26 protein-coding genes are annotated in these 24,059 nt (G+C 55.9%); 16 read left to right on the forward strand and 10 right to left on the reverse strand.

The genetic code is table 11. The features are described 5' to 3' along the window. From FPY71_RS06060 to FPY71_RS06085, 6 genes are all read left to right on the forward strand, one after another. A partial coding sequence (locus FPY71_RS06060; RefSeq protein ID WP_149298754.1) for an ATP-binding cassette domain-containing protein occupies nucleotides 1-286 on the forward strand: 286 nt, incomplete at its 5' end. A 54-nt stretch (nucleotides 287-340) separates the two neighbouring features. Further along, nucleotides 341-1,141 carry a transporter substrate-binding domain-containing protein gene (locus FPY71_RS06065; RefSeq protein WP_149298756.1) on the forward strand — a complete coding sequence of 267 codons (801 nt, stop codon included), beginning with the start codon at nucleotides 341-343 and terminating at the stop codon, nucleotides 1,139-1,141. Between the two features lie 94 nt (nucleotides 1,142-1,235). Beyond that, on the forward strand, nucleotides 1,236-2,168 hold the full coding sequence (locus FPY71_RS06070; RefSeq protein ID WP_149298758.1) for a dihydrodipicolinate synthase family protein: 933 nt from the start codon (nucleotides 1,236-1,238) through the stop codon (nucleotides 2,166-2,168). A gap of 192 nt (nucleotides 2,169-2,360) precedes the next feature. Beyond that, entirely contained in the window at nucleotides 2,361-3,209 is an 849-nt protein-coding gene (locus tag FPY71_RS06075) for a fumarylacetoacetate hydrolase family protein (RefSeq protein ID WP_149298760.1), read from the forward strand. Next, nucleotides 3,202-4,380, forward strand: coding sequence for a fumarylacetoacetate hydrolase family protein (locus tag FPY71_RS06080; RefSeq protein ID WP_149298761.1), 1,179 nt, complete (start codon nucleotides 3,202-3,204; stop codon nucleotides 4,378-4,380). The genes FPY71_RS06075 and FPY71_RS06080 overlap by 8 nt, the downstream gene beginning before the upstream one ends. 11 nt (nucleotides 4,381-4,391) lie before the next feature. Next, a complete protein-coding gene (locus FPY71_RS06085; RefSeq protein ID WP_188052238.1) occupies nucleotides 4,392-5,285 on the forward strand; it encodes a glucosamine kinase nucleotide-binding domain-containing protein in 894 nt (297 codons plus the stop codon). A gap of 67 nt (nucleotides 5,286-5,352) precedes the next feature. Here FPY71_RS06085 and FPY71_RS06090 read toward each other — a convergent pair whose 3' ends face one another. Further along, entirely contained in the window at nucleotides 5,353-5,880 is a 528-nt protein-coding gene (locus FPY71_RS06090; RefSeq protein WP_246160170.1) for a polysaccharide biosynthesis/export family protein, read from the reverse strand. A gap of 124 nt (nucleotides 5,881-6,004) precedes the next feature. Beyond that, nucleotides 6,005-6,214 carry a DUF2842 domain-containing protein gene (locus tag FPY71_RS06095; protein WP_149298767.1) on the reverse strand — a complete coding sequence of 70 codons (210 nt, stop codon included), beginning with the start codon at nucleotides 6,212-6,214 and terminating at the stop codon, nucleotides 6,005-6,007. Between the two features lie 251 nt (nucleotides 6,215-6,465). On the opposite strand from FPY71_RS06095, the gene FPY71_RS06100 reads away from it, so the two are divergent. Beyond that, a complete protein-coding gene (locus FPY71_RS06100; RefSeq protein WP_149298769.1) occupies nucleotides 6,466-7,539 on the forward strand; it encodes a COX15/CtaA family protein in 1,074 nt (357 codons plus the stop codon). Here FPY71_RS06100 and argC read toward each other — a convergent pair. The 5 genes from argC to FPY71_RS06125 form a co-directional block, all read right to left on the reverse strand. Next, the gene (argC, locus tag FPY71_RS06105) at nucleotides 7,531-8,451 is read right to left on the reverse strand and encodes an N-acetyl-gamma-glutamyl-phosphate reductase (RefSeq protein WP_149298771.1); all 921 of its coding nucleotides are present in this window, start codon (nucleotides 8,449-8,451) and stop codon (nucleotides 7,531-7,533) included. The genes FPY71_RS06100 and argC overlap by 9 nt on opposite strands. A gap of 28 nt (nucleotides 8,452-8,479) precedes the next feature. Then, entirely contained in the window at nucleotides 8,480-9,448 is a 969-nt protein-coding gene (speB, locus tag FPY71_RS06110) for an agmatinase (RefSeq protein WP_149298773.1), read from the reverse strand. Between the two features lie 279 nt (nucleotides 9,449-9,727). After that, the gene (gene rpsI, locus FPY71_RS06115; RefSeq protein ID WP_149298775.1) at nucleotides 9,728-10,204 is read right to left on the reverse strand and encodes a 30S ribosomal protein S9; all 477 of its coding nucleotides are present in this window, start codon (nucleotides 10,202-10,204) and stop codon (nucleotides 9,728-9,730) included. Beyond that, nucleotides 10,204-10,668 (reverse strand): 50S ribosomal protein L13, encoded by a 465-nt coding sequence (gene rplM, locus FPY71_RS06120; RefSeq protein ID WP_149298777.1) that lies wholly within the window; start codon nucleotides 10,666-10,668, stop codon nucleotides 10,204-10,206. Before rplM ends, rpsI begins: the two co-directional genes overlap by 1 nt. Before the next feature lie 213 nt (nucleotides 10,669-10,881). Beyond that, entirely contained in the window at nucleotides 10,882-11,898 is a 1,017-nt protein-coding gene (locus FPY71_RS06125; protein WP_149298779.1) for an SOUL family heme-binding protein, read from the reverse strand. Between the two features lie 170 nt (nucleotides 11,899-12,068). Between FPY71_RS06125 and FPY71_RS06130 the strand changes: the two genes are divergently transcribed. Then, entirely contained in the window at nucleotides 12,069-12,878 is an 810-nt protein-coding gene (locus tag FPY71_RS06130) for a polyphosphate kinase 2 family protein (RefSeq protein ID WP_149298781.1), read from the forward strand. Here the strand turns inward: FPY71_RS06130 and metC are convergent, their stop codons facing one another. Further along, complete coding sequence (metC, locus tag FPY71_RS06135) at nucleotides 12,879-14,069, reverse strand: cystathionine beta-lyase (RefSeq protein WP_246160171.1); 1,191 nt, start codon at nucleotides 14,067-14,069, stop codon at nucleotides 12,879-12,881. Nucleotides 14,070-14,270: 201 nt separating this feature from the next. Between metC and FPY71_RS06140 the strand changes: the two genes are divergently transcribed. The 5 genes from FPY71_RS06140 to FPY71_RS06160 all read left to right on the forward strand — a co-directional run bounded on the left by FPY71_RS06140 (nucleotide 14,271) and on the right by FPY71_RS06160 (nucleotide 20,396). Continuing rightward, a complete protein-coding gene (locus tag FPY71_RS06140; RefSeq protein ID WP_149298785.1) occupies nucleotides 14,271-15,290 on the forward strand; it encodes an amino acid ABC transporter substrate-binding protein in 1,020 nt (339 codons plus the stop codon). Between the two features lie 175 nt (nucleotides 15,291-15,465). Beyond that, a complete protein-coding gene (locus FPY71_RS06145) occupies nucleotides 15,466-16,656 on the forward strand; it encodes an amino acid ABC transporter permease (protein WP_149298787.1) in 1,191 nt (396 codons plus the stop codon). Between the two features lie 58 nt (nucleotides 16,657-16,714). After that, complete coding sequence (locus tag FPY71_RS06150; RefSeq protein WP_149298789.1) at nucleotides 16,715-18,214, forward strand: amino acid ABC transporter permease; 1,500 nt, start codon at nucleotides 16,715-16,717, stop codon at nucleotides 18,212-18,214. Between the two features lie 66 nt (nucleotides 18,215-18,280). After that, on the forward strand, nucleotides 18,281-19,054 hold the full coding sequence (locus FPY71_RS06155; RefSeq protein WP_149298790.1) for an amino acid ABC transporter ATP-binding protein: 774 nt from the start codon (nucleotides 18,281-18,283) through the stop codon (nucleotides 19,052-19,054). 178 nt (nucleotides 19,055-19,232) lie between these two features. Next, a complete protein-coding gene (locus FPY71_RS06160) occupies nucleotides 19,233-20,396 on the forward strand; it encodes an AI-2E family transporter (protein WP_149298792.1) in 1,164 nt (387 codons plus the stop codon). A 38-nt stretch (nucleotides 20,397-20,434) separates the two neighbouring features. Here the strand turns inward: FPY71_RS06160 and FPY71_RS06165 are convergent, their stop codons facing one another. Beyond that, nucleotides 20,435-21,583, reverse strand: coding sequence for an FAD-dependent monooxygenase (locus FPY71_RS06165; protein ID WP_188052239.1), 1,149 nt, complete (start codon nucleotides 21,581-21,583; stop codon nucleotides 20,435-20,437). Nucleotides 21,584-21,585: 2 nt separating this feature from the next. Beyond that, entirely contained in the window at nucleotides 21,586-21,840 is a 255-nt protein-coding gene (locus FPY71_RS06170; RefSeq protein WP_149298796.1) for a zinc-finger domain-containing protein, read from the reverse strand. A gap of 152 nt (nucleotides 21,841-21,992) precedes the next feature. On the opposite strand from FPY71_RS06170, the gene FPY71_RS06175 reads away from it, so the two are divergent. The 3 genes from FPY71_RS06175 (at nucleotide 21,993) to FPY71_RS06185 (ending at nucleotide 23,946) form a co-directional block, all read left to right on the forward strand. Further along, the gene (locus tag FPY71_RS06175; RefSeq protein WP_149298798.1) at nucleotides 21,993-22,766 is read left to right on the forward strand and encodes an alpha/beta fold hydrolase; all 774 of its coding nucleotides are present in this window, start codon (nucleotides 21,993-21,995) and stop codon (nucleotides 22,764-22,766) included. A gap of 88 nt (nucleotides 22,767-22,854) precedes the next feature. Next, on the forward strand, nucleotides 22,855-23,703 hold the full coding sequence (cysE, locus tag FPY71_RS06180; protein WP_149298800.1) for a serine O-acetyltransferase: 849 nt from the start codon (nucleotides 22,855-22,857) through the stop codon (nucleotides 23,701-23,703). A gap of 27 nt (nucleotides 23,704-23,730) precedes the next feature. Beyond that, nucleotides 23,731-23,946, forward strand: coding sequence for a DUF3126 family protein (locus FPY71_RS06185; protein ID WP_149298802.1), 216 nt, complete (start codon nucleotides 23,731-23,733; stop codon nucleotides 23,944-23,946). Nucleotides 23,947-24,059: the final 113 nt, after the last annotated feature.

A 24,059-nucleotide genomic window follows, 5' to 3' on the forward strand; every position in this document is an offset into this window, starting at 1 on the left:
GGCAATTGCCCGCTCGCTGGCCATGCAGCCACGGCTGATGCTGTTTGACGAGGTAACTTCGGCACTGGACCCGGAACTGACCGGTGAAGTGCTGCGCGTTATTGCCGGGCTGGCGGCGGAAGGCATGACAATGGTTCTGGTAACCCATGAAATGGCTTTTGCACGTCAGGTCGCCGATCTCATCGTGTTCATGCACGAGGGAAAAGTCTGGGAAACCGGAACCGGAGACATGCTGTTGAACCCCAAGACACCGGAGCTCAACCAGTTCGTCGGCAACGGCCTGTGAGTTTTTCTGAACATTTCTACCGGCAGAGGAAGCCGGTTCTCTGGAGGATAATGAATGCTTAGACATGCTTTTACTGGTGCATTTGCACTGGCTCTGTCATTTGGTTTGCTGGCGCAGCCCGCGCACGCAAACAAGCTGGAAGAGATCAAGGAACGCGGCCGCGTTATCATTGCGATTGACCTTGGTCATCCTCCTTACGGCATGCTCGACGGTTCGGCACAGCAGACCGGATCAGACGTCGAAACCGCCAAGCTTCTTGCTGAAGATCTGGGCGTTGCACTTGAGGTTGTCGCCGTATCCGGTGCCAACCGTGTGCCATTTCTGATTTCCAATCGTGTTGATCTGGTTATCGCGTCTTTCTCGATCACCGAAGAGCGCAAAAAGGTTATTGATTTCTCGCGTCCTTACGGCGTTATTCCTGTTGTCATTTCCGCACCTGCATCCATCGCCATCAGCAGCCCTGCCGATCTGGCCGGCCAGCAGATTGCCGTGGCGCGTGGCACAACTGCCGATATTGAAGTGACCAGACTGGTCAAGGAATCCGGCGCTAACGCCACCATCGTTCGTTACGAAGATGAAGCAACGGCAACGACCGCGGTTGGCACCGGCCAGCAGAGCCTGTTTGCCGCAGCACTTTCGACTGCGCAGGATCTGGCGGAAAACAACCCGCGCCTGGAACATGAGGTCAAGCTTGAAATGGCCGCTTATCCAATGGCCATTGGTCTTCGCAAGAACGATACTGAACTGACAGAATGGGTCAATGAGTGGGTTTCGACCAACCTGCACAATGGCAAGCTGAACGCAATTTACGAAGAGTATTTCGGTCAGTCTCTGCCAGCAGAAATGTTGCAGTAAACTTTCGTCATTGAAGCTTAATATTGGGCTGCGCCACTCCTCCGGGGGTGGCGTGGCCTTTTCCTCACATCATCCTTTGATCATGGAATATGCGATGACATCGTCTCACTCTCAGCAGCCTTTCACCGGCCTGTTTCCCGTTGCCCCCACACCATTTCGTGAAGATGGCTCAATTGACCTGGAAGGTCAGCGCCGGGTCATGGATTGCATGATTGACCAGGGTGTGGATGGCATCTGCATTCTGGCAAACTACTCCGAACAGTTTCTGCTGTCTGACGAAGAGCGCGAAACGTTGACAAAGCTGTGTCTGGAGCGTGTGGCCGGGCGGGTGCCCGTTATGGTGACATGCAGCCATTTTTCGACGGACATAGCCGCGGCGCGTGCCAAACAGGCCGCTGAACTGGGCGCAGCAATACTGATGCTGATGCCGCCCTATCACGGCACTTTTCTCAAAGCGGATGAGAAGCACACCTACGAGCATTTTGCGCGTGTGGCTGAGGCTTCCGGCCTGCCGATCATGATTCAGGACGCGCCACTTTCAGGCGTGGCGCTTTCGGTGCCATTCATGGTGAGAATGGCGCGGGAGCTGCCGCTGGTTCGCTATTTCAAGATTGAGGTGCCGCAATCTGCGGCCAAGCTTCGCGCGCTGATTGAGCAGGGCGGCGAGGTTATTGAAGGTCCGTTTGACGGCGAGGAAGCCATCACCATGATGGCCGATCTGGATGCCGGTGCAACAGGCACAATGTCCAGCGCCATGCTGCCGGACCTTTTGAAGCCGATTTTTGAACATCACCGTGCCGGGCGGCGTGAAGAGGCCGCAAAAGCCTATGCACGCATTCTGCCGGCGGTGAATTATGAAAACCGCCAGTGCGGCCTGCGCGCAGCCAAGACAGTCATGCAGGAAGGCGGCGTGATTGCATGCGACCGTGTTCGCCATCCGTTGGAACAGCTGCACCCGGCAACACGTGCGGGGATGCTTGAGCTGGCCCGTGAGGTTGACCCTATTGCACTGCGTTGGGGCAAATAACACCTGTTCCATTGCCGTAACCTGTGTTACGGCAATTGAGGACTTGTGATTTCGAAGTGCGTCCCGAGCGTCTCAACTGGTCGAAGATTGACCTGAAACGCTCTGGATCTTTGCTTTGTCGCGTTGTCTTGCGGTTGAAGCGATTCCGTTTCAACCAGTAATGCTCAGAGCGCAACCGGGAGATGGAATTTAATGAAGCTTGTACGTTTTGGGGCCGCCGGTCAGGAAAAGCCGGGCGTTGTGGATGCAGACGGCAAAATCCGCGATGTTTCGGCTATTGTACCGGATTTTTCGGGCGAGCATCTGTCTGATGCCAGCCTGGACAAACTGCGCAAGGCCGATCTTGCCAGCCTGCCGGTTGCGCCTGCCGACTCGCGCCTTGGGCCTGTTGTAGGGCGTGTTGGCAACTTTCTGTGCATCGGCCTCAACTATGTCGACCATGCGCATGAATCCAATCTGCCGATTCCAAGCGAGCCCATCATCTTCAACAAGTCGCCTTCGTCCATCACCGGCCCGAACGACAAAGTGTACATTCCTATCGGTTCGGAAAAGACCGATTGGGAAGTTGAAATTGCCGTCGTCATCGGCAAAGACGCTTACAACGTTTCTGAAGAAAGCGCACTAAACTACGTTGCCGGTTACACAATTTGTAATGACGTTTCCGAACGTGCGTGGCAGATCGAGCGCGGTGGCCAGTGGACCAAGGGCAAGAGCGCACCAAGCTTTGGCCCAATCGGCCCATGGCTGGTGACGCGGGATGAAATTTCCGATCCGCAAAATCTTGATATGTGGCTGGATGTGAACGGTGCACGCGTGCAGACCGGCAATACATCGACTATGATTTTCACGATTGCACACATTGTTTCCTACCTGTCCAAATTCATGAAGCTGGAAGCAGGCGACGTGATCACCACCGGTACACCTCCGGGCGTGGGCATGGGTATGAAGCCGCCGCGCTATCTGAAGGCTGGCGACACTGTGCGTCTGGGCATTGCTGGTCTGGGTGAGCAGCAGCAGTCGGTGGTTGCGACCAATGGCTGATATCTGGCCAGGCGCAAACGAAACTCTACCGGAAGACGCAGACAAGGCCGCTCTGGCCGGTCGCGTCTGGCGGCCTGATCTTGGTGGCCCGGCGATTGTGGCCATTCGCAACGGTGATGTGGTGGATATTTCTGCTGCATTTCCGACCATGCGCGACCTGTGCGAAGCTCCTGACCCTGCCGCTGCCTTGCGGGAAGCGACAGGCGAAACGCTCGGCTCGTTTGCTGATCTTCTTGCCAACGCGCATCCCGACAAAAGGGATGCGACGAAGCCGTGGCTTCTGGCCCCGGTTGATCTGCAGGCCCTTAAGGCCGCAGGTGTGACCTTCGTCGTCTCCATGCTGGAGCGGGTGATTGAAGAGCGCGCCAAGGGAGATCCTTCCGCTGCCCGGTCAATCCGGGAAGAAATCGGGCGTCTCATCGGCACTGATCTTCAGGCACTGCGCCCCGGTTCACCGGAGGCGATGGCGCTGAAAAAGGTGCTGATCGAAAAAGGTGTCTGGAGTCAGTATCTGGAAGTGGGCATTGGCCCGGATGCTGAAATTTTCACCAAGGCGCAAATCCTGTCTTCTGTTGGCTCCGGGCAACTGGCTGGCGTTCGTCCGGATTCGGCATGGAACAATCCTGAGCCGGAAATTGTGCTGGCAATTTCTTCCGCGGGCAAAATTGTCGGTGCCACTCTTGGCAATGACGTGAACCTGCGCGACTTTGAAGGACGGTCGGCGCTTTTGCTGTCCAAGGCAAAAGACAACAATGCAAGCTGTGCAATCGGTCCGGTGCTGCGCTTCTTTGATGGCGAATTCTCGCTGGACGATGTTCGCAAGGCACGTCTGGATCTGACGGTGACAGGGCAGGATGGCTTCAAGCTTTCAGGCTTTTCCCTGATGGACAAAATCAGTCGTGATCCGGCTGACCTGGCGTCCCAGGCGTTGAATGATCATCATGCCTATCCTGATGGGCTTGTGCTGTTTCTTGGCACATTGTTTGCCCCGACAGACGACCGGGATGTGGAGGGCGAAGGCTTTACACACAAGGTGGGTGATGTTGTCACCATCCGCTCGCCGCGGCTGGGCGCCTTGTCCAATGAAATCCGCTCTACCGATGCTTGCGAAAAATGGACTTTCGCCGCAAGTCATCTAATGCGAAACCTGTCGAAGCGGGGATTGATCTAGCGCAGGCGACAATGAGCGAATACTTGTTACTGGGTGTGGATGGCGGCGGCACTCGCTGCCGCGTCCGTATTACAACAGGTAGCGGCATTTTTGTTGGCGAGGCCGAAGGTGGCAGCGCCAACATATTTTCCGACCCGGCTGGAGCACGCAACTCCATTGTTGAGACGGCCACTGCGGCCCTGGCACAGGCCGGTCTGGAAGAGCGGTGTCTGGCAAAATGCCATGCGGGCCTGGGGCTTGCCGGTGCAAATCTTGCAAAGACCGCCAGCGATTTTTCTGAACAGCAGCTTCCCTTTGCCGCTTCAACCATCAAAAGCGATGCCATAACCGCCTGCCTGGGCGCCCATGCAGGGTGCGATGGCGGCATTGCCATTCTGGGCACAGGGTCGGCCTATGTTGCCAGAGCGGGCGGTGTGGAAACGCTGTTCGGCGGTTGGGGGCTGACGCTTTCAGATGGTGGCAGCGGGGCGGATATCGGTCGCGCGGCTTTGGCAGCAGCATTGCTGGCGCATGATGAGATGGGCCCGCAAAGCGGCCTTACAGAGGCGATTCTGGCCAGCTTTGGCGGCAGTGCTGCGGCTGTTGCACATTTTTCAAGATCAGCCACCCCACGGGATTATGGCAGCTATTGCCCGCTGGTCTGGGATTTTGCTCGCGGCAATGATGCAGTGGCACGGCACATCATACAAGCGCGGGTGGCTGCGGTGGAAAGCGGGCTTCGGCGGCTGATGGCATTGGGTGCGCCAGCCATTGCCTTGTTGGGCGGTCTGGCGGTTCGATACCAGCCGCTTTTGTCTGATGACATTCAGACATATCTGCGTGTACCCGCCGGCGACGCACTGGATGGCGCTCTGGCTTTGGCCCGGCAGCTGAAAACATCTCTCGTTGAAACGGGTTCGTCTTGACCATGAGACAAGGCCTGCAGGCAAAGAACGGGTGCGTTGAAGCTGATCAGGGATTGCGTCAGACGCTTTAGAAAAGCGGGCGCACAACAATCGTGTCACCCGGAATCACCGGGTCGGTGATCAGCACACGTCCGGTCATGACCTGACCGTTGACCTGCCGCGTCAAATCTACCGTGCGTTGATCTGCTCCGGATTGAAAGCCGCCTGCAATTGCAACGGAGTTTTGCACGGTCATGCCGGGCATGAAGGCATGGCTGCCGGCATTCTGCACCGCACCCATCACAAAGATCGGCCGATATTCGGCCACTTCCACGGCCACATCCGGATGCAGCAAAAACCCGTCGGCAAAACGGGCAGTGATGGCCTGGCGCAGTTGATGCGTTGTGCGTCCACGTGCAGGTACTTCGCCGATCAGCGGCAACGACAGATATCCTGCCTGATCCACGGCGTACTGGCTGGAAAGGTCGTTCTCACCATAAACGGTGACGCGCAGCATGTCGCCGGAATCGACGTAATGTTCACCGGTGAGCTGCGGGTGAAACGCTGGAGCAGGGGGCGCGTAGGTGCTGCAACCGGACAGTACGGTCAAGCTCAAGACAGCCAGGACGCCCCATTTTTCCATGCCGCCCACCGGATATTGCAACTGGAGATTTAATAGCCGGTTTATGGTTAATCATGAGTAAAGATCAGTGGAGCAGACTCTTCAATCCGAAAAAGCTCTATTGGCGCGGCGGTTTTTCCATCCAGCGAATAACCAGCATCGCGGGCAATATCCAAAGCAGGCCGGTGAGCAGGAAGTAAGCGAGGTGAACCCACGCGCTGGATTGCGACAGTTGCGCGACGGCCACCGCCGTTGCCACCACTGCATACACCACCACTATGATAACCAGCAGAATTGTGCCGATGAGTTTTTTCAGTCGCACGGGCATTGTCATTGGTCCTGTTTGTTCAAGTCAGGACACAAAACCGTTAATCGCTCCCACAAACTTGCGATCTTTGCCGTTTGGGTCCACATGAGCATTTCAGATCGCTTCATCCGATCATCCGATCATGTGAAGCGCTCTAACTCTTGGTTTTGTCGCATTGTCCTGCTGTGGAAGTGATTCCACTTCCACAGGAAATGCTCTAACGGCAGTGCGCAGCAACTGCCAGCCTTTCATTGATTGACGGCGTGTTTTTGATGAACAGTTCGCAGCTCGGCCACGCGGCCGCCACCGGTCTTCCTGCCAGCCAGACATTGGCCAACCGGACTGCCATTCGTTACTGGCTTTATGTCGTGGCGCTGATGGTTTTCGCGCTTGTGGTTGTGGGCGGCGCTACCCGCCTGACAGATTCCGGCCTTTCCATTACGCAATGGAAGCCGATCCATGGCGTTATTCCACCGCTGTCCGCGCAGGAATGGCAGGAAGAGTTTGATCTATACCGCCAGATACCTCAGTACCAGCTTATCAACAAAGGCATGAGCCTGGATGAGTTCAAGAATATTTTCTGGTGGGAGTGGGCGCACCGGTTTCTGGCACGCGGCGTGGGTATTGTTTTTGCCTTGCCTCTGGTCTTTTTCTGGGTAACGGCGCGAATAGAAGCCCGATTGAAGCCACGGCTGGTCGGCCTGTTGGCGCTGGGCGGTTTGCAGGGTTTCATTGGCTGGTGGATGGTTGCCTCCGGCCTGAGTGAGCGGACGGATGTCAGTCAATACCGCCTGGCGGTGCATCTGACGCTTGCCTGTCTGATTTTCGCCGCCACAATGTGGGTGGCCGAAGGCCTTAAGCCCGCAATCAAAGATGCCAAAGCCAGTCTGCTCAACCGCCGCCTTGGCGTTGTGCTGATTTTTCTGTGTCTTTTCCAGATCTATCTCGGCGGACTCGTTGCCGGATTGAATGCCGGGCTGGCCTTCAACACCTGGCCGCTGATGGATGGCGCGATCGTGCCATCCGGCCTGTGGGTTATCGAACCTCTATGGCGCAACCTGTTCGAAAACGTCATGGCGGTTCAGTTCAACCACCGCATTGGCGCCTATCTGCTGTTTGCAGCCGCTGCTGCGCATATGGTTCTGTGCTTCCGCGAGGCGCCGGCGTCGAAATATGCCTTGCTGTCCTTTTACCTGTTCGCAGCCATTCTGATTCAGGCTGGAATGGGAATTGCTACGCTGTTGCTGCATGTGCCCATGGGCTGGGCCCTGAAACATCAGGCATTTGCCATAGTTGTTCTGACACTGGCGATTGTGCATGCGCAGGGCATGCGCAGATCAGGCTGACAGCATCAGGTCCATATTCTGCACGGCTGCGCCTGAAGCGCCTTTGCCAAGATTGTCCAGCAGCGCCACCAGATTAAGCCGTGTTCCATCCGGCGATGCAAAAACATGCAGTTTCATCAGGTCGGTATTGGCCAACTCGGTCGGGTCCAGCCGTTTTGCGGCGGCGCTTTCTGCCGGTGAGGCAACCGTGACGATGCCTTGACCGGCGTAATGGTCTGCCAGAGTGGCATGGACGGTTTCAACCGACACGCCTTCGAGATGCAGAGGGACCTGCACCAGCATCCCCTGCGCAAAACGGCCGACCGAAGGCGCAAAAATCGGCTCGCGCGGCAAACGGCCGTAGAGTTTCATTTCGGGCAGGTGCTTATGGGCAAGATCCAGCCTATACAGAAAATGCTCGCTGGTGATGTGGTCGGGACGCGCTGCATCTTCCATCTGCGCGATCAACTGCTTGCCACCGCCAGTATAGCCCGAGACCGCATTGACCGACACAGGGTAGTCACCCGGCAAAAGTCCTGCATCACGCAAGGGGCGCAGCAGTGCTATTGCCCCTGTTGGGTAACAGCCCGGATTGGCAACAAACCTTGCGTCGCGAATTTTGCTTGCTTGTTCCTTTTCCAGCTCGGCAAAACCATAAACCCAGCCCGGCGCGGTCCGATGGGCGGTGCTGGTGTCAATTACTCTTGTGGTTGTGTTGCCGGACAAAAACGCAATGACCTCGCGCGAGGCATCATCGGGCAGGCACAGAATGGCGATGTCGGCTGTGTTCAGCAGGTCTTCCCGCATGGCCGCGTTTCTGCGCTCTGCCTCGGGAATGGACAGCAATTCCACATCGGCACGCCCTTCCATCCGGCTGCGGATCTGAAGACCGGTGGTGCCATGTTCGCCGTCGATGAAAATGCGTGGTTTCATATTGAAATCTCAGTCCTGTTCAGCCGCGTCAACTCGAAGTTTTGGCAGCTTCTGCCTTCAGGCCGATCATATACATGGCCACGGTAGCGCCAGCAATTGCCGTTATGTCAGCATGGTCGAAAGGTGGCGAAACTTCCACCACATCCGCTCCGACAATGTTCAATTTTCCGAGTTTGCGCAGAACGGACAGCATTTTGGCGCTGGAAGGGCCGCCGGAAACCGGTGTGCCAGTTCCCGGTGCAAAAGCCGCATCAAGACAGTCTATATCGAACGTCAGATAGACCGGGCCTTGCCCGGCGCACTCGATAACCGCTTCGGCGATGGCACTCGCGTCCAGCTCTTCAACATCATAGCCATGCATGATTCTGATGCCGTAATTTTCCGGCGCGTCAGTGCGGATACCAATCTGGATCGAGCGGTCTACATCCAGCAGGCCCTCTGCGACAGCGGCAGTGACAAATGACCCGTGGTCAACGCGGTTGGTGCCACCAATATCCTGTGTCAGCGACCACGTATCCTGATGCGCGTCAAAATGCACAAGGCCAACAGGGCCGTGCTTTTCAACATGCGCCTGAAGCAATGGAAGCGTGATGGAATGATCGCCGCCCAGTGTCAGCAGAAACCGGCTTTGCGCGAGAATTTTCGACGCCTCAGCCTTCATTGCGGCATGGGCCAGTTCCGGCAGGCGATAGTCGATCATGCAGTCGCCATAATCGACAACCTTCAACGTTTCAAACAGGTCGATGTGGAACGGATATTGCGGGTCATTGTCGAAAATCATTGATGCCCGGCGAATAGCGGCCGGACCAAAGCGCGCGCCGGGGCGGTTTGAAACTGCCGAGTCAAATGGCACGCCCCACACTGTGATGTCAGCATCCACAGCTGATTTTGTATAGCGCCGACGCATGAACGATGCTGCACCGGCATAGGTCGGGTCACTGGCAGCGCCCAGATCTGATGTTGCCGTAAAGGCGTTGTCGATGGATTTGGAAGCCATGCCGTATTTCCCAAAAGCATTTCTCGTTGAAACGGACCATTTCAACGGCAAGACAATGCGACCAGCAAAGAGTTAGAGCGTAGTGTGGGTGATCGATAGATCGCCCGCAACACTCTAAGCATTTCTCGTTGAAACGGACCATTTCAACGGCAAGACAATGCGACCTGCAAAGAATTAGAGCGCAGTGTGGGTGATCGATAGCTCACATTTGACGATCGACCAAAAAACAAAAAGGGCCGCAGTTTCCCGCGACCCTTGCAGTTCCGGATGGTGAAGCGATTAACGCTTCGAGAACTGGAATGAACGGCGAGCCTTGGCTTTACCATACTTCTTACGCTCAACCGTACGGCTGTCGCGTGTCAGGAAGCCGCCCTTTTTCAGAACCGGGCGAAGGCCTGGTTCATAAAAGGTGAGGGCGCGGGAAATGCCATGGCGCACAGCGCCGGCCTGGCCCGAAAGACCACCGCCAGCAACGGTTGCGATAATGTCAAACTGGCCATCCCGAGCAGCAGCTACGATAGGCTGACGCAGGACCATCTGCAAAACCGGACGCGCGAAATATTCCGAGAAATCACGGTTGTTGATGGTGATCTTGCCAGAACCTGGCTTGACCCATACGCGTGCAACAGCGTCCTTGCGTTTGCCGGTGGCATAGGCGCGGCCATATGCATCGAGCTTCTGAACGTGCACCGGTGCAGCAGATGCTTCTACTGCATTGGAAGAGCCAAGCTCCTGGAGCGAATTGAAATCGGCCATTATGCAGCCCTCGCGTTCTTGGAGTTGAGCGCCTTAACGTCCAGAACTTCCGGAGTCTGGGCAGTGTGCGGGTGCTCTGCGCCGGAGTAAACGCGCAGGTTTTTCAACTGGCGACGGCCAAGCGGGCCGCGTGGCAGCATGCGCTCCACAGCCTTTTCCATAACACGCTCAGGGAAGCGGCCTTCGAGAATTTCCCGAGCCTTGCGTTCCTTGATGCCACCGATATAGCCGGTGTGCCAGTAATAGGTTTTGTTCTGGTATTTCTTACCAGTGAAAACCACTTTGTCGGCATTGATGATGATGATGTTGTCACCGTCATCAACATGCGGAGTAAAAGTGGTTTTGTGCTTGCCACGAAGGCGAAGCGCGACCAGTGAAGCAAGGCGTCCTACGACAAGCCCTTCGGCGTCGATCAGGATCCACTTTTTCTCCACCGTCTCGTTTTTCTGCGAGAAGGTTTTCATGGGTCTACCCTTGGAAATCCGTTCAAAAACCGGAAGCGAACCTCCAGCATACGAAAAAGATGGCCGCTGGGACCATGCTTTGACGCTTCAATATTGTGATAAGCCCATAAAATCAAGTGCTGATTTTGCATGTTTGGCCCCGAAACCCCTTAAAACGCAGAGGTTCCGGGAGGTGGTATTATTTAACCACATATATAGGGTATTTGAATACCGTTATTCGAGTTCGATCAGAATTTCGTTCCGGCGAAGGAAGCCCGGTGTCCATGGCGGATTGTAAAATGCGTAGACCGGATCACCCTTCTGGGTCAGATTCTCATCAGCCAGATAATTGTAGATCGCCATCAGCTTTCTACTGGCCAGTGATGCTGAAAATGCCCCGCTGAAACGAATGGCGACAACGCGGCGGGCAGGGACTTCGACAATTTTGACGTCATCTGTACCCGGCGCAGGAACTGTGGACTTGGTGTATTTGCCAGGCATTACAAACCGAATGGCCCAGCCCTTGCCAGTCTCACCTTCCGCCAGCTGCTGCATGACAGGAGTTGTCATTGCAATCTTGCGGCCCGACCGGTTGCTGGCGCGGATGAAATTGAACAGAGTTTCAAAGCCGGTGCGACGCGCTTTTTCGTGATATCCGCTCTTGATGGTTTCGGCCACCAGCATGGGCTTGTAGCTGCGAATTTCAATGTCACCGTCCTGACGCTCGACGTCATAATCCGGCTCTTCGGCATGCTCCGCAATGCGGTTTGTCGCATAAAGTGCAGCGCCCGCCGCGATGACCAAACCACCGGCAACAACGGCTGTGGTTACCCCCGGATTGGCGCGCATAGTTGCCATCAGCCCAGTTGGCTGTTTGTAGCGCCGAAGCTGGCGCATGGTTGGCAAGCGGAGGCTGGACAGCGCCGGGGCCACTGCTGGCAGATAGGTCTTCAGCGCGTCCGCCCCATCACGCAGATGGCCGCCCACCTCGTGAGCGCCGGAGCGCAGCGTCTCTCTGGCTGCATCGGTGTCCGGCAGATGCCACCCGGATACCAGATCCGACAGAAAATTCTGCGGTCTGGCCTGGTTTATTCCGGGCAATCTGCCGATCTCGCGGCGAATGCGCTCCAGCGTGCCCGATCTGGGATTCACCCGCTCGGAGATCTGATGCTCAATACTGGAAATACGATCTCCAATGTCGCTCAGCGCATCTGATAATTGCTCGATGGCTGTGGGCTTGTCACGAAACATTCCAATCTCCTGCACATAAACTGGCTTTACGAGTGCCAAAAATTAACGCGCCAGCGCCTTCTTGGTTGCGCGGCAACATTGCGGACTTTCCGTTTTGGCAAATAGCCATATTGTTACATGTAGAGAGCATGTTTGCTCTGCCAACCAACAATCTATGTGAAGGTGCGCGTATGAAAAGCCCCGAATTTGCTCCCAGCCCGCATCTTGGACATCTTGATATGACGGTTCGGCTGGAAAAAGCCGATTACAAGGAACGGCTGAAAAAGGTTCAGAAGAAATTCGTCAAGATTCAGCAGGCTTATCTGAGAACGGGAGACAGCGCGGCCATCGTTTTCGAAGGCTGGGACGCCGCCGGAAAAGGCGGAACCATACGACGTATGTCCACGGTTATGGACCCGCGCGGCTTCAAGGTCTGGCCAATCGCCGCTCCCTCGCCGGACGATATGAAGCATCATTACATGGCCCGGTTCTGGGAGCGTCTGCCGATCAAGGGCGAAATCGCAGTGTTTGATCGTTCATGGTATGGCCGCGTGCTTGTGGAGCGGGTGGAAGGTTATGCCACTGAAGCCGAATGGCGGCGGGCCTATGACGAGATCGTGGCATTTGAAAATTCCATTCAAAGCAGCGGTATCCGCATTGCAAAGATATTTTTGTACATCACCCCGGAAGAACAGTTTGTGCGGTTTCGGGACCGGATGGAAGACCCGCTCAAGCGTTGGAAACTGAGTTATGAGGATTTTCGCAACCGCGACAAATGGGGGCTTTATGAAGAGGCCGCCAACGACATGTTTGCCAAAACCCACACCAGTTTTGCACCATGGACCGTAATTGCCGCGAACGACAAGCATTTTGCCCGCATCACAGCGCTGGAAACCATTGCCGATTGCTTGGCCGCCGGAGTGGACTTGAAACCACAGCAGCCAACGGAAAAGCTGCTCAAACAATATGAAAAAATGCGAGCGGCTGAACAGAAACCCTGATCAGCCGTCTAACTGATCCAGAGCGGCGAAGCCCAGTTCCAGATCGCGCTGAAGGTCTTCCACATCCTCCAGCCCGATCTGCAGGCGGATGACCGGACCTTCCTTCGGCGCGACAGCTACCGTTCTGTCCGACAGTTCCACCTGCAAGGCGAGGCTTTCAAACCCGCCCCATGAGTAACCAATCCCGAAAATTTCCAATGCGTCGACAAAGGCCGCACCTTCAACATCGCCTCCGCCAGCAAGCACAATGGAAAACAAACCCGTGGAGCCGCTGAACTGGCGTTTGAAAAGCTCATGGCCTTCAAAAGATGGCAAGGCGGGATGGAGCACTTTGGCAATGCGAGGGTGGGTTTCGAGCCACTGAGCGAGTTGCAATGCGGATTTTTCATGCCGCTCAATGCGCGTCGGCATTGTGCGCAGACCACGCAGGGTCATGTAGGCATCGTCCGGTGCAGCGTTGATCCCCATGGCCATCTGGGTTTCGCGCAGCCGACCATAGCACTCGGCCGTGGTGGAAACGCTGCCCAGCATGATGTCGGAATGCCCCGCCGGATATTTGGTGAGAGCATGAATGGAAACATCCACGCCATGGTCCAACGGTCGGAAATAAAGCGGGGTTGCCCAGGTGTTGTCCATCATAACAACTGCACCGGCCTTGTGTGCGGCGGCACTCAAAGCCGCAACGTCCAGCATCTCGAATGTATTGGAGCCCGGTGCCTCCAGCAGCACTGCTTTTGTGTTCGGTCGCAAATGCGATTCGAAGGTCTCGGTCGAGATTGAAGGATCAAAATAGGTGATTTCCACCATCATGCGCTGCAACACACTGCGACAAAATCGACGTGTCGGAAAGTATACTGAGTCTACAACTAAAAGATGATCGCCTGCTGACAAAAAAGTGAGAAGCGGCAAGCTGATTGCTGCCAGACCCGAGGGAACAAGCACGGTGCCATGCGAGCCTTCAAGCTCGTTCAAAGCTGCCTCCAACGCCGCTGTTGTGGGGGTGCCGGTCAGGCCGTAAGTGTATTGCTGCCCGTTGCGGCGCAAGGTTGCCATATCGGGAAACAGCACCGTTGATGCATGAACGACTGGCGGATTTACGAAGCCGTGAAACGAGCGGGAATCAAACCCCGAATGTGCTGCCCGGGTGTGAAAGCGCTGATTCTGTTCAGTATACTTACGGTTGTTGCTCAAAATAGTATCTTCCCGCTCATGAATAGGGCAGTAACTTTGGTTACACCATTCGCACGTGCAAAATATGCGATCTAAGCTTGACCTGCAAAACATTATCGCATGTGATTGGCAGTGTACGAAGTCATTGTCCGGGATATCCCGCGTTAGCCATTTCGGCAATGATTGCGGTATGCTCTAATAACAAATTGGGAAGGTATTCTGATGAATTTGAAGCTTCTGACCGCGGCATTGTGCCTGACAGCAATGGGTGCGACAGCCGGAACGGCCGCTGCCCAGACGCTGGAAGAAACCAAGTCCCGGGGGACTGTACGCTGTGGTGTCAACACGGGGCTTCCAGGTTTCGGCTTCCAGAAAGATGATGGCGAATGGGCCGGCCTCGACGTTGATTACTGCCGCGCGATTGCTGCGGCAATTTTCGGCGATGGGACAAAGGTTGCTTTCTCTCCGCTTTCCGCAGTTCAGCGCTTCCCTGCACTTCAGAACAGCGAAGTTGACGTTCTTGCGCGCAACACGACCTGGACTGCCAGCCGTGACTCTGCTCTCGGCCTGGATTTCGCTGGCATCAACTATTTCGACGGCCAGGGCTTCATGGTTCGTGAATCGCTTGGCGTAACGTCGGCGCTTCAGCTGTCGGGCGCAACAGTTTGTGTACAGAGCGGCACCACCACCGAGCTGAACCTGGCGGACTATTTTGCCGCTAACAATCTGGAATATAACCCGGTCGTTATTGAATCGCAGGCAGACGTGAATGCTGCCTATGACAGCGGTCGTTGCGACGCGCTGACAACAGATGCTTCCGGCCTGTATGCCTCGCGTCTGGAAATGGGCAATGCAGACGAGCATATCGTTCTGCCCGAAATCATTTCCAAAGAGCCACTCGGGCCTGCAGTTCGCCAGGGCGATGCAAAGTGGTTTGACGTTGTGAAGTGGGTTCACTTCGCACTGTTGAATGCTGAAGAGTTTGGCATCACTCAGGCCAATGTTGAAGAGATGAAGACCTCGGAAAACATTGAAATCCGCCGTCTGCTGGGCACCGAAGGCACCTATGGTGCTGATCTTGGCCTGCCAGCTGACTGGGCCGCACAGGCTATCACCGCTGTTGGCAACTATGGTGAAATCTTCGAGCGCAATGTCGGTGCCGGCTCGCCGCTGGGCATTGCACGTGGCCAGAACGCTCTGTGGACCGATGGTGGTCTGCAATACGCTCCTCCGGTTCGCTAAACCCGACCGGATTTGAAGAATGCCGCGGGTCATGACTGGCCCGCGGTTACTTGTTACAGGCGCATTTTCGCTTCGACTGACGCAATTGCCGTCCCAACTTCCTCTTTTGTCGCAGTTTCAGCGCAAGGACCCATGGCGGCTTTGCCAAAACTGCTCAAATAGCTGACAGGTGCCCATGACCGCTGATACTCAGACGATCAAAACCGCCCCAACGCGCGAAAGCCTTTTGACCAATCCAGCGTTTCGGAGCGTGGTAATTCAGATCGTTCTCATAGGCGCGCTGTTCGCCTTTGGCTGGTGGATCGTTCACAACACCGCTACCAATTTGAGGTCTGCCAACATCGCGTCCGGCTTCGGATTTCTGGAGGGCAGGGCAGGTTTTGACATTTCCCAGGTGCCGATAGCCTATACCAGCAACTCCACATATGGGCGGGCGCTGCTGGTCGGACTGGTCAACACGCTCATCGTTGCTGGAACCGGTATCGTGTTCGCAACGATTCTGGGCTTTATTGTGGGCATCGGCCGGCTGTCGCACAATTTCGTTATTCGAAGCGTTGCGACCACCTATGTCGAGATTTTCCGCAACCTGCCGCCTCTTCTGGTTATTCTTTTCTGGTATTTCGGCGTGCTTGCCGTACTGCCATTGCCGCGCAATGCCATTGACTTGCCGTTTTCGAGCTATCTTTCCAATCGCGGCCTTCAAACGCCATCAATGGTCTGGGGCGATAATGGCTGGATCATCGGCGCGTTTCTTCTAGTTGGAATCATCCTGACATTTTTTGTCAGTCGCGCTGTCAAAGCCGAGCAGATGCGAACCGGCCGGCGCAGGCCGATGTGGCTGATTGCGCTGGGCCTTATCGTTGGCCTGCCGCTGGTGGTATTTGTTCTTCTGGGAATGCCTTTGACCTTTGAAGTGCCGGTTCAGGGAACATTCAACCTGACGGGCGGCTTCAGCATCCGTCCGGAATTCCTGGCAATTTTCCTGGCTCTGTCGGTCTATACCGCATCCTTCATTGCCGAGATTGTCCGGGCCGGTATCCTTGCGGTTTCCCATGGGCAGAGCGAGGCTGCCGCCGCGCTTGGTATGCGACGCGGACTTGCGTTGCGGCTTGTGGTTGTACCCCAGGCGCTGCGGGTCATCATTCCACCGCTCACCAGCCAATATCTCAACCTGACCAAAAACTCCTCTCTCGGCCTGGCTATCGGCTATCCCGAACTGGTTGCCGTCGGATCGACGGTTTTGAACCAGTCCGGTCAGTCAATCGAAGTCGTGGTGATCTGGATGACGGTTTATCTGGGCATCAGTCTGACGGTTTCGGTGCTGATGAACTGGTTCAACCGCCGGATGAAACTGGTGGAGAGATGATAGATAGGGTGCAAAATTTTCGATTGAAAACAGTATCTTGTGTATGGATTTTAAGCCGATGGTAGATCTGAACTCAGCTTTTGTCGCGCGGGAGCAGAAACAACCTCTGCCGCCTCCGGCCAGCGAAGCTGGCGTTTTGGGCTGGCTGCGCACCAATCTTTTTGCCACGCCGGTTGATGCGATCATGTCCACCATCCTTCTGGCTGCATCGTTCTACGTTGCCTGGCAGTTGTATATGTGGGGGATCGCCAATGCCGTGTTTGAAGGCACGGATCGCCAGGCCTGCCTGCCGCAGGAAGGTCGCGAAGTAGGGGCCTGCTGGGCATTCATCAAGGCGCGCTTCAGTCAGTTTATCTACGGCCTGTATCCAGTGGCAGAACGCTGGCGCGTGGATGTTGTGTTCGCCGTGTTCGCCGCGCTGCTGGTGGCCCTGGCGATACCGCGTGTGCCCTACAAGCGCTTGAACGCCATCCTGCTGTTTGGCGTGTTTCCGCCGATTGCACTGGTGCTGCTGACGGGTGGACGCTATTCACTTGGCGGCACAACACTGGCTCTGTTCTTCATTATGGCGGCTGCCGCAACGCTGTCTCTGGCAGTTGGCAGAAGCCCGTTGGTGAACAGTCATGGGCTGATGAAACTGGCTAAAATCCTGCTGGTTCTTTCCATTCTGGCCTTCATGGCCAACTGGGTCGTATCCTCCGGCCGCATCACCATTTTAACATACCGCTTCACACTGGTATCGGCTGCCTCATTCTACCTGGCATTCGGCGCCATCATTGCAGCAGTTCTGGCCGTGGCGCTAACTGCGGAGCGCAAGCGCCTTGCCCTGGGATTATTGACCCCGGTGGCGGTCGCCGTGCTTCTGCCCTTTGTGCTGACGGCAAATTTTGGCTTGCCGCAGGTTGCCACCAGCATCTGGGGCGGTTTGCTTGTAACGCTGGTCGTTGCGGTGGTGGGTATTGTGGCATCGCTGCCGCTCGGCATTCTTCTGGCGCTTGGCCGCCAGTCGCAAATGCCCGCGGTGCGCCTGATGTCGGTCATCTTCATTGAATTCTGGCGCGGTGTTCCGTTGATCACCGTGCTGTTCATGGCAAACTTCATGCTGCCACTGTTTTTGCCAAGCGGTGTTTCGTTCAACCAGCTTCTGCGTGTTCTGGTTGGCGTGTCGCTGTTCTCCGCTGCCTATATGGCAGAGGTCATTCGCGGTGGATTGCAGGCCATCCCCAAGGGTCAGTACGAGGGCGCCGATGCCATGGCGCTGACCTATTGGCAGAAAATGCGGATGATCATTCTGCCGCAGGCGCTGCGTCTGGTCATTCCGGGTATTGTGAACACCTTCATCGGGCTGTTCAAGGATACCAGCCTTGTCTACATCATCGGGCTGGCCGACTTGCTCGGCACCGTGCGCCGTGGCTTCAACGATCCTGTCTGGATCACACCGTCCACACCGGCCACCGGCCTTGTCTTTGCGGGTTTTGTCTTCTGGCTCTTCTGCTTTGCCATGTCCCGCTATTCTATCTACATGGAACGCCGTCTCAGCACAGGTCATAAGCGATGATGCTGCTGAACCTACGCGCGGTCGCAACGGCGACTTTTTCCAGAACCCCATTTACGGAGTGCCCGAATGAGTGCTGAGGCAAAAGCTGCTAACACGGCAAAATCAACTGCTCCCGCCATTCAACTGATCAATGTCAACAAGTGGTATGGTGAGTTTCACGTGCTGCGTGACATCAACCTGACGGTTCAGACAGGTGAGCGCATCGTGGTCTGCGGCCCATCCGGCTCGGGCAAGTCCACAGCCATTCGCTGTATCAACCGTTTGGAAGAGCATCAGAAGGGCCAGATCATTGTTGACGGTGTGGAGCTGACAAACGATCTCAAGAAGATTGATGTCGTGCGCCGCGAGGTTGGCATGGTGTTCCAGCACTTCAATCTTTTCCCGCATCTGACAATTCTGGAAAACTGCACACTGGCCCCGATCTGGGTTCGCAAAATGCCCAAGGCCAAGGCCGAGGAAATTGCGATGCATTATCTGACACGGGTGAAAATTCCCGATCAGGCGCACAAGTATCCCGGCCAGCTTTCCGGCGGTCAGCAACAGCGTGTGGCAATTGCGCGTTCCCTGTGCATGAGCCCAAAGGTGATGCTGTTTGACGAGCCAACCTCGGCGCTGGATCCGGAAATGATCAAGGAAGTGCTGGACGTCATGGTTGGCCTGGCGGAAGAGGGCATGACCATGGTCTGCGTAACGCACGAAATGGGCTTTGCCCGGCAGGTGGCGGATCGGGTTATCTTCATGGATGCTGGCCAGATTGTTGAGCAGAATGTGCCGGAAGAATTTTTCCGCAACCCGCAACATGAGCGCACCAAGCTGTTCCTGTCGCAAATTCTGCATTAGCAAGTCGGCTGGGTACTGTTCTCTATGGGAACAGTGCCAGGCCAGCGCGTCTTTCAACGTGACGCCCGGTTCCGATCAGGACCGGGCGTTTTTTATTATCAGCCCTTTGTGAAGACGCAAGGAACGCTCAGCGTTGAAGAGCGTTGTGTGGTAGCTTGCATCGATATTGGGGGATGGTGTGTCGGGACCAGTTCAGCCGCCGGAGCGCAAAACTGTTGTTGCGCCTAATATCGGCCTTGTAACCAAACAGACGGTGCAGGTTGGCCCCAGATGGGCCGTCATCGGCATATTTCTGATATTGCTGGGTGGGGCTCTCTACCTCACAGCCAGTTTTCTTCTTCCGGTGGTGTTCGCAATCCTGTTCGCGCTGGTGCTCAGCCCGATTGTTCGTTTTGCGAGGCGACGCCTTCGCATTCCGGAACCAATCACGGCGATTGTTCTGGTTGTAGGCACCCTGGTCGGGTTCACCGCCATGTTCTATGCGCTCAGCGATCCGATGACTCAGATTGTGCGCAACGCCCCAACCTATGCTCAGGCTGTCGATGATGAAATATCGGAAGTTCGCCGCCGCTTTAACCAGCTGACCAGAGCTCGCCATGCGGTACAGGAACAAACGGAGGTTGCAGTAGACGTACCGCAGGAAGATGTGCCGCAGGAAGTCATCGTCCGATCGCCATCACTATTGGACAGCGCCGCCACCACAGCGCCGCAGATGTTGGCTGGAATTGCTTTTGCGCTGATATTTCTGTTCTTTCTGCTCGCTTCGGGAGATTTGTTTCACTCAAAGCTTGTCCAGACCATGCCGACATTCTCTGACAAGAAAAAAGCGCTCTCGATCGCCCACGCCATCGAAAAAGAGCTGTCGCGTTATCTTTTCACCATCACTCTGATCAATATATGCCTCGGCTTTGCCATCGGCTTTGTGCTCTGGCTCGTCAACATGCCCACACCTGCGGTGTTTGGTGCGCTGGCGGCAATTCTGAACTTCGTTCCCTACATCGGTGCTATTGTCGGCCTGGGGCTGGTGGGTGTTGTCGCTCTGGCAGAATTTGGCGACGTCACCACGGCGCTGATACCTGTAGTTCTATATTTTGCCTGCACGTCGATTGAAGGTCAGTTCATCACGCCGCTGGTGGTGGGTCGCCGGTTGGAGATGAATGCGGCGGCGGTGTTTCTCTCAGTGGCGTTCTGGGGGTGGATCTGGGGCATAACCGGAATGTTTCTGGCCGTGCCAATCATGGTGGGTGTCAAAATTCTGGCCAGCTATGTTGATGGAATGCAGTCTTTCGGAAACTTTCTGGCGTCCGACTCTTCGCCAAATACTCAGGACGACACAAGTTGAGCCTGGAGCCTCACATGCGATTTTACGATCGCCTGTGATCAGAACTCGGGCGGTTGCCAGTCATAGAGCCAGCCCAAGGTGCTGCGCAATTTTTCCTTAGGTGTCAGACGCAAGGCAAGGTCGCGACCATAACTCAGTGGTTTCGGCATATGGTACATGACGTCGTGAAAGCGAACGCGCTTCAAAACCTTCGTGATGCGCGGTCGCCGCTGCGCTTCATACTGTGCCAGCGCATCCTTGCCATATGTGTGCAGGCAGTGGGCCAGAACAGCGGCGTCTTCGATTGCCATGGCCGCCCCCTGCGCGGCAAAGGGCAGCATGGCATGAGCTGCATCACCAACAAAAGCGACCACGCCATTAATGTGGTAAGGCCTTTGCACAGGCGCAGTTGATAGAGGCCATTGACCGACATAATCGGCGATCTGCATCAGTTGCGCCAACTCGCTGTTCCAGTGCGAGAACTGTTGCAGCAGGGCGGTTTTATGCCCGCTATCATCCGCATCGGGCATGTCAGGGCTAATGAAAACCAGATTGATCGCCGTGCCGGAATGGATGGGGTAAGACACGGCGTGTCGCGCAGAGCCGACCCATGCCTCCACGGTGGCAAGCCGGTGATTGGCCGCACTGGCTGGCAATATCATGCGAGATGCGGTGAAGCCGGATCGGATCGGACTCGCGAAACCCTGGCTTTCAGCAATGGCGGAATGAATGCCATCTGCCGCCACAAGCAGCGGTGTATCATGGCTGGACACTCTGCCGTCAGATTCCAGTGTCAGCGCTGCATGGTTTTCACGCAACTCGACGCCTGTAACGCCTGTGCCCAGATGCAACCTTATTTGTGGATTGGCCGTAACCTCTGAGAACAGGACACGGTGTAGATCCGCCCTGTGTACAGAGAGATAGGGTGTGCCATCTTGCGAGCGCACGGGAACGGTGGCGATGATGCGACCGGAACTGCCGCTGCGAAGGGTGACAGTGTCAGCCTCTGATGCCAGAGCCTGCAGCTCTTCCAGACAGCCAAGGCGCTGGATGACACGCAACGCATTGGCAGAAAGCTGCAAACCGGCGCCAACCGGCAAAATTTCTGTTGCGCGCTCGAAGATATCAACCTGATAGCCGGTCCGGGCAAGGCAGAGTGCTGCCGTCAGCCCTGCAATTCCAGCACCGGCAATCGTGGCGCTGCGCACCTTCAGGCAGCTTTTATGGCTTGGTCGTCGTAAAAGCTGCCTGCCGGCACAGTTTCCTTGTAGGAAAGGGCCGCATTAAAACGGTAGAGCGTCGAGCAATAAGGGCAGACCTTTTCGCTGTCATCGCCCATGTCGAGGTAGATATGCGGGTGATCAAATGGCGGGATTGCCCCCACGCACATGAACTCCTTGACCCCGATCTCAATCGTCTCGTGGCCGGAATCGTTCTGAAAATGTGGGGTTGCATGCCCGGCCATGAGGACCGTCTCCGATTGCTGAATGAATTGGCCGGACCATACATGAAACAACCCGGCTATGAAAAGGCCGCAACCATCTTATGCAGCAAAGCACTGGTACATATGACCGATTGCGGGTTATGACGCCTCATCTGAAGCGGATGGTGGCGAGAATGGCGTTTTTTCAGCATGAAGGCCTGGAACTGCATTATATCGATGAAGGTCCGCGTGACGGCTTCCCGGTGATGTTGGTGCACGGCTTTGCGTCATCGATTCTGGTCAACTGGCAGGAGCCGGGCTGGGTCGATACGCTGACTAAGGCCGGGTTGCGCGTTATTGCGTTCGACCACCGGGGGCATGGCAAGAGCGCCAAGCCGCATGATGCAAGCTTTTACACACCGCGGGCCATGGCCAGCGATGCGGATGCGCTGCTGGAGCATCTGAACCTCGAACGCGCGGTGTTTTTCGGCTATTCGATGGGCGCACGTGTGAGCGCTTATGCGGCCCTGCATTACCAAAGCCGTGTCGCCGCACTGGTTTTGGGTGGGCTGGGCTATGGATTGATCGACGGTGTTGGTGACTGGGACCCGATTGCAGAAGCCTTGCTTGCACCATCGCTGGCTGATGTGACGGATGAGCGCGGCCGCATGTTCCGCAGTTTTGCCGATAGAACGCGGAGCGACCGGCTGGCGCTGGCGGCCTGTATCAGCACATCGCGTGAAGAGCCGAGCGCCGATGAAGTGGCAACCATCACCGTTCCGGTGCTGATCGGCGTCGGCACTCGCGATGATATTGCCGGCTCGGCGCAAAAGCTTGCCAATCTTATGCCCAATGCGCATGCTTTTGATATTGCAGGGCGCGATCACATGCTGGCAGTGGGCGATCGCACCTTTAAAGCTGAAGTGCTGCGCTTTCTGAACGAAAACGGGTTCACTCTGGCGGACTAGTCGTTTAATTGAGGCTATCACTGTTAATGCGTCGGCGGATATCTATCTAAAGTTTAGCTATCGGGCGCGGGGCAGGAAAGGCAGGACCATGAGCGTTTCCAACAAACCATATCAGGATCGACTTCAGTCGGTGGATCCGATCTGGGCACGCGTGCGGGATGAGGCGCTGGCGGCAAGCGAAAAGGAACCGGCACTGAGCGGGTTCATTTACGCAACGGTTTTGAACCACGACACGCTGGAAGCAGCGATGGCGCACCGCATTTCGCAGCGACTGGACCATCCGGATCTGCCTGCCGTGCTGATAGACCATGCCTATGGCCAGATGTTCATTGCCGACAAATCCTTTGCGCAGATGCTGCGCACCGATATTCAGGCAGTGTTTGACCGCGACCCGGCGTGCGAGCGTTATCTGGAGCCGCTCCTGTACTTCAAAGGTTTTCACGCAATTCAAACGCACAGGTTGGCGCACTGGCTTTGGAACAGTGGCCGGCATGATTTTGCCCTGTATCTGCAATCGCGTTCATCGGCTGCCTTCCAGACAGATATTCACCCTGCAATGAAAATGGGACGCGGCATTTTTCTCGATCACGCCACCGGGCTGGTTGTCGGCATGACCGCGCAGATCGGTGACAATGTTTCCATATTGCAGGAAGTCACCTTGGGTGGCACCGGCAAGGAGTTCGGCGACCGGCACCCGAAAATCGGCGATGGTGTGCTGATTGGCGCAGGCGCAAAAATTCTGGGCAACATCACGGTTGGCAAATGCTCGCGCATTGCCGCGGGTTCGGTCGTTTTGAAAGACGTGCCGTGCAATTCCACCGTTGCGGGCATTCCCGCGAAAGTTATTGGAACCTCTGGCTGCTCAGAGCCGGCGCGTACCATGAACCAGTGCTTCGGCAAGGATGCTGAGCCGCGTAAAACAAGCAATCCGGCGTGATGCCGGACCTGATTTGAGGAGAAGCCCGTGAAGGGTGATGAGATTAAAAAAGTCGAAGCCTATCTGAAGAAAACCTTCAAGGCGGCCGATATTGAAGTACGGGCGTTGCCAAAGAAAAGCGGCGACACTGCCGAGGTTTACATTGGCGGAGAGTTCGCGGGTCTGATTGCCAAGGACACGGATGAGGGGGAACTTTCCTACCACTTCACCATGACCATTCTGGATATTGATCTGGAAGACTGAAGCGGAAATCAGGTTTCGGCTGGCAATACGCCGCGCCGGGTTTTCAGAGCCTCTGGTGAAAGCCAGGGGCTTTTTTATTAACCAATAATTTCAAATTTCGCAGATCGGCTTGA

The sequence above is a fragment of the Aureimonas fodinaquatilis genome (assembly GCF_008369445.1).
In the GTDB taxonomy this organism is placed as follows: Bacteria; Pseudomonadota; Alphaproteobacteria; order Rhizobiales; family Rhizobiaceae; genus Aureimonas; species Aureimonas fodinaquatilis.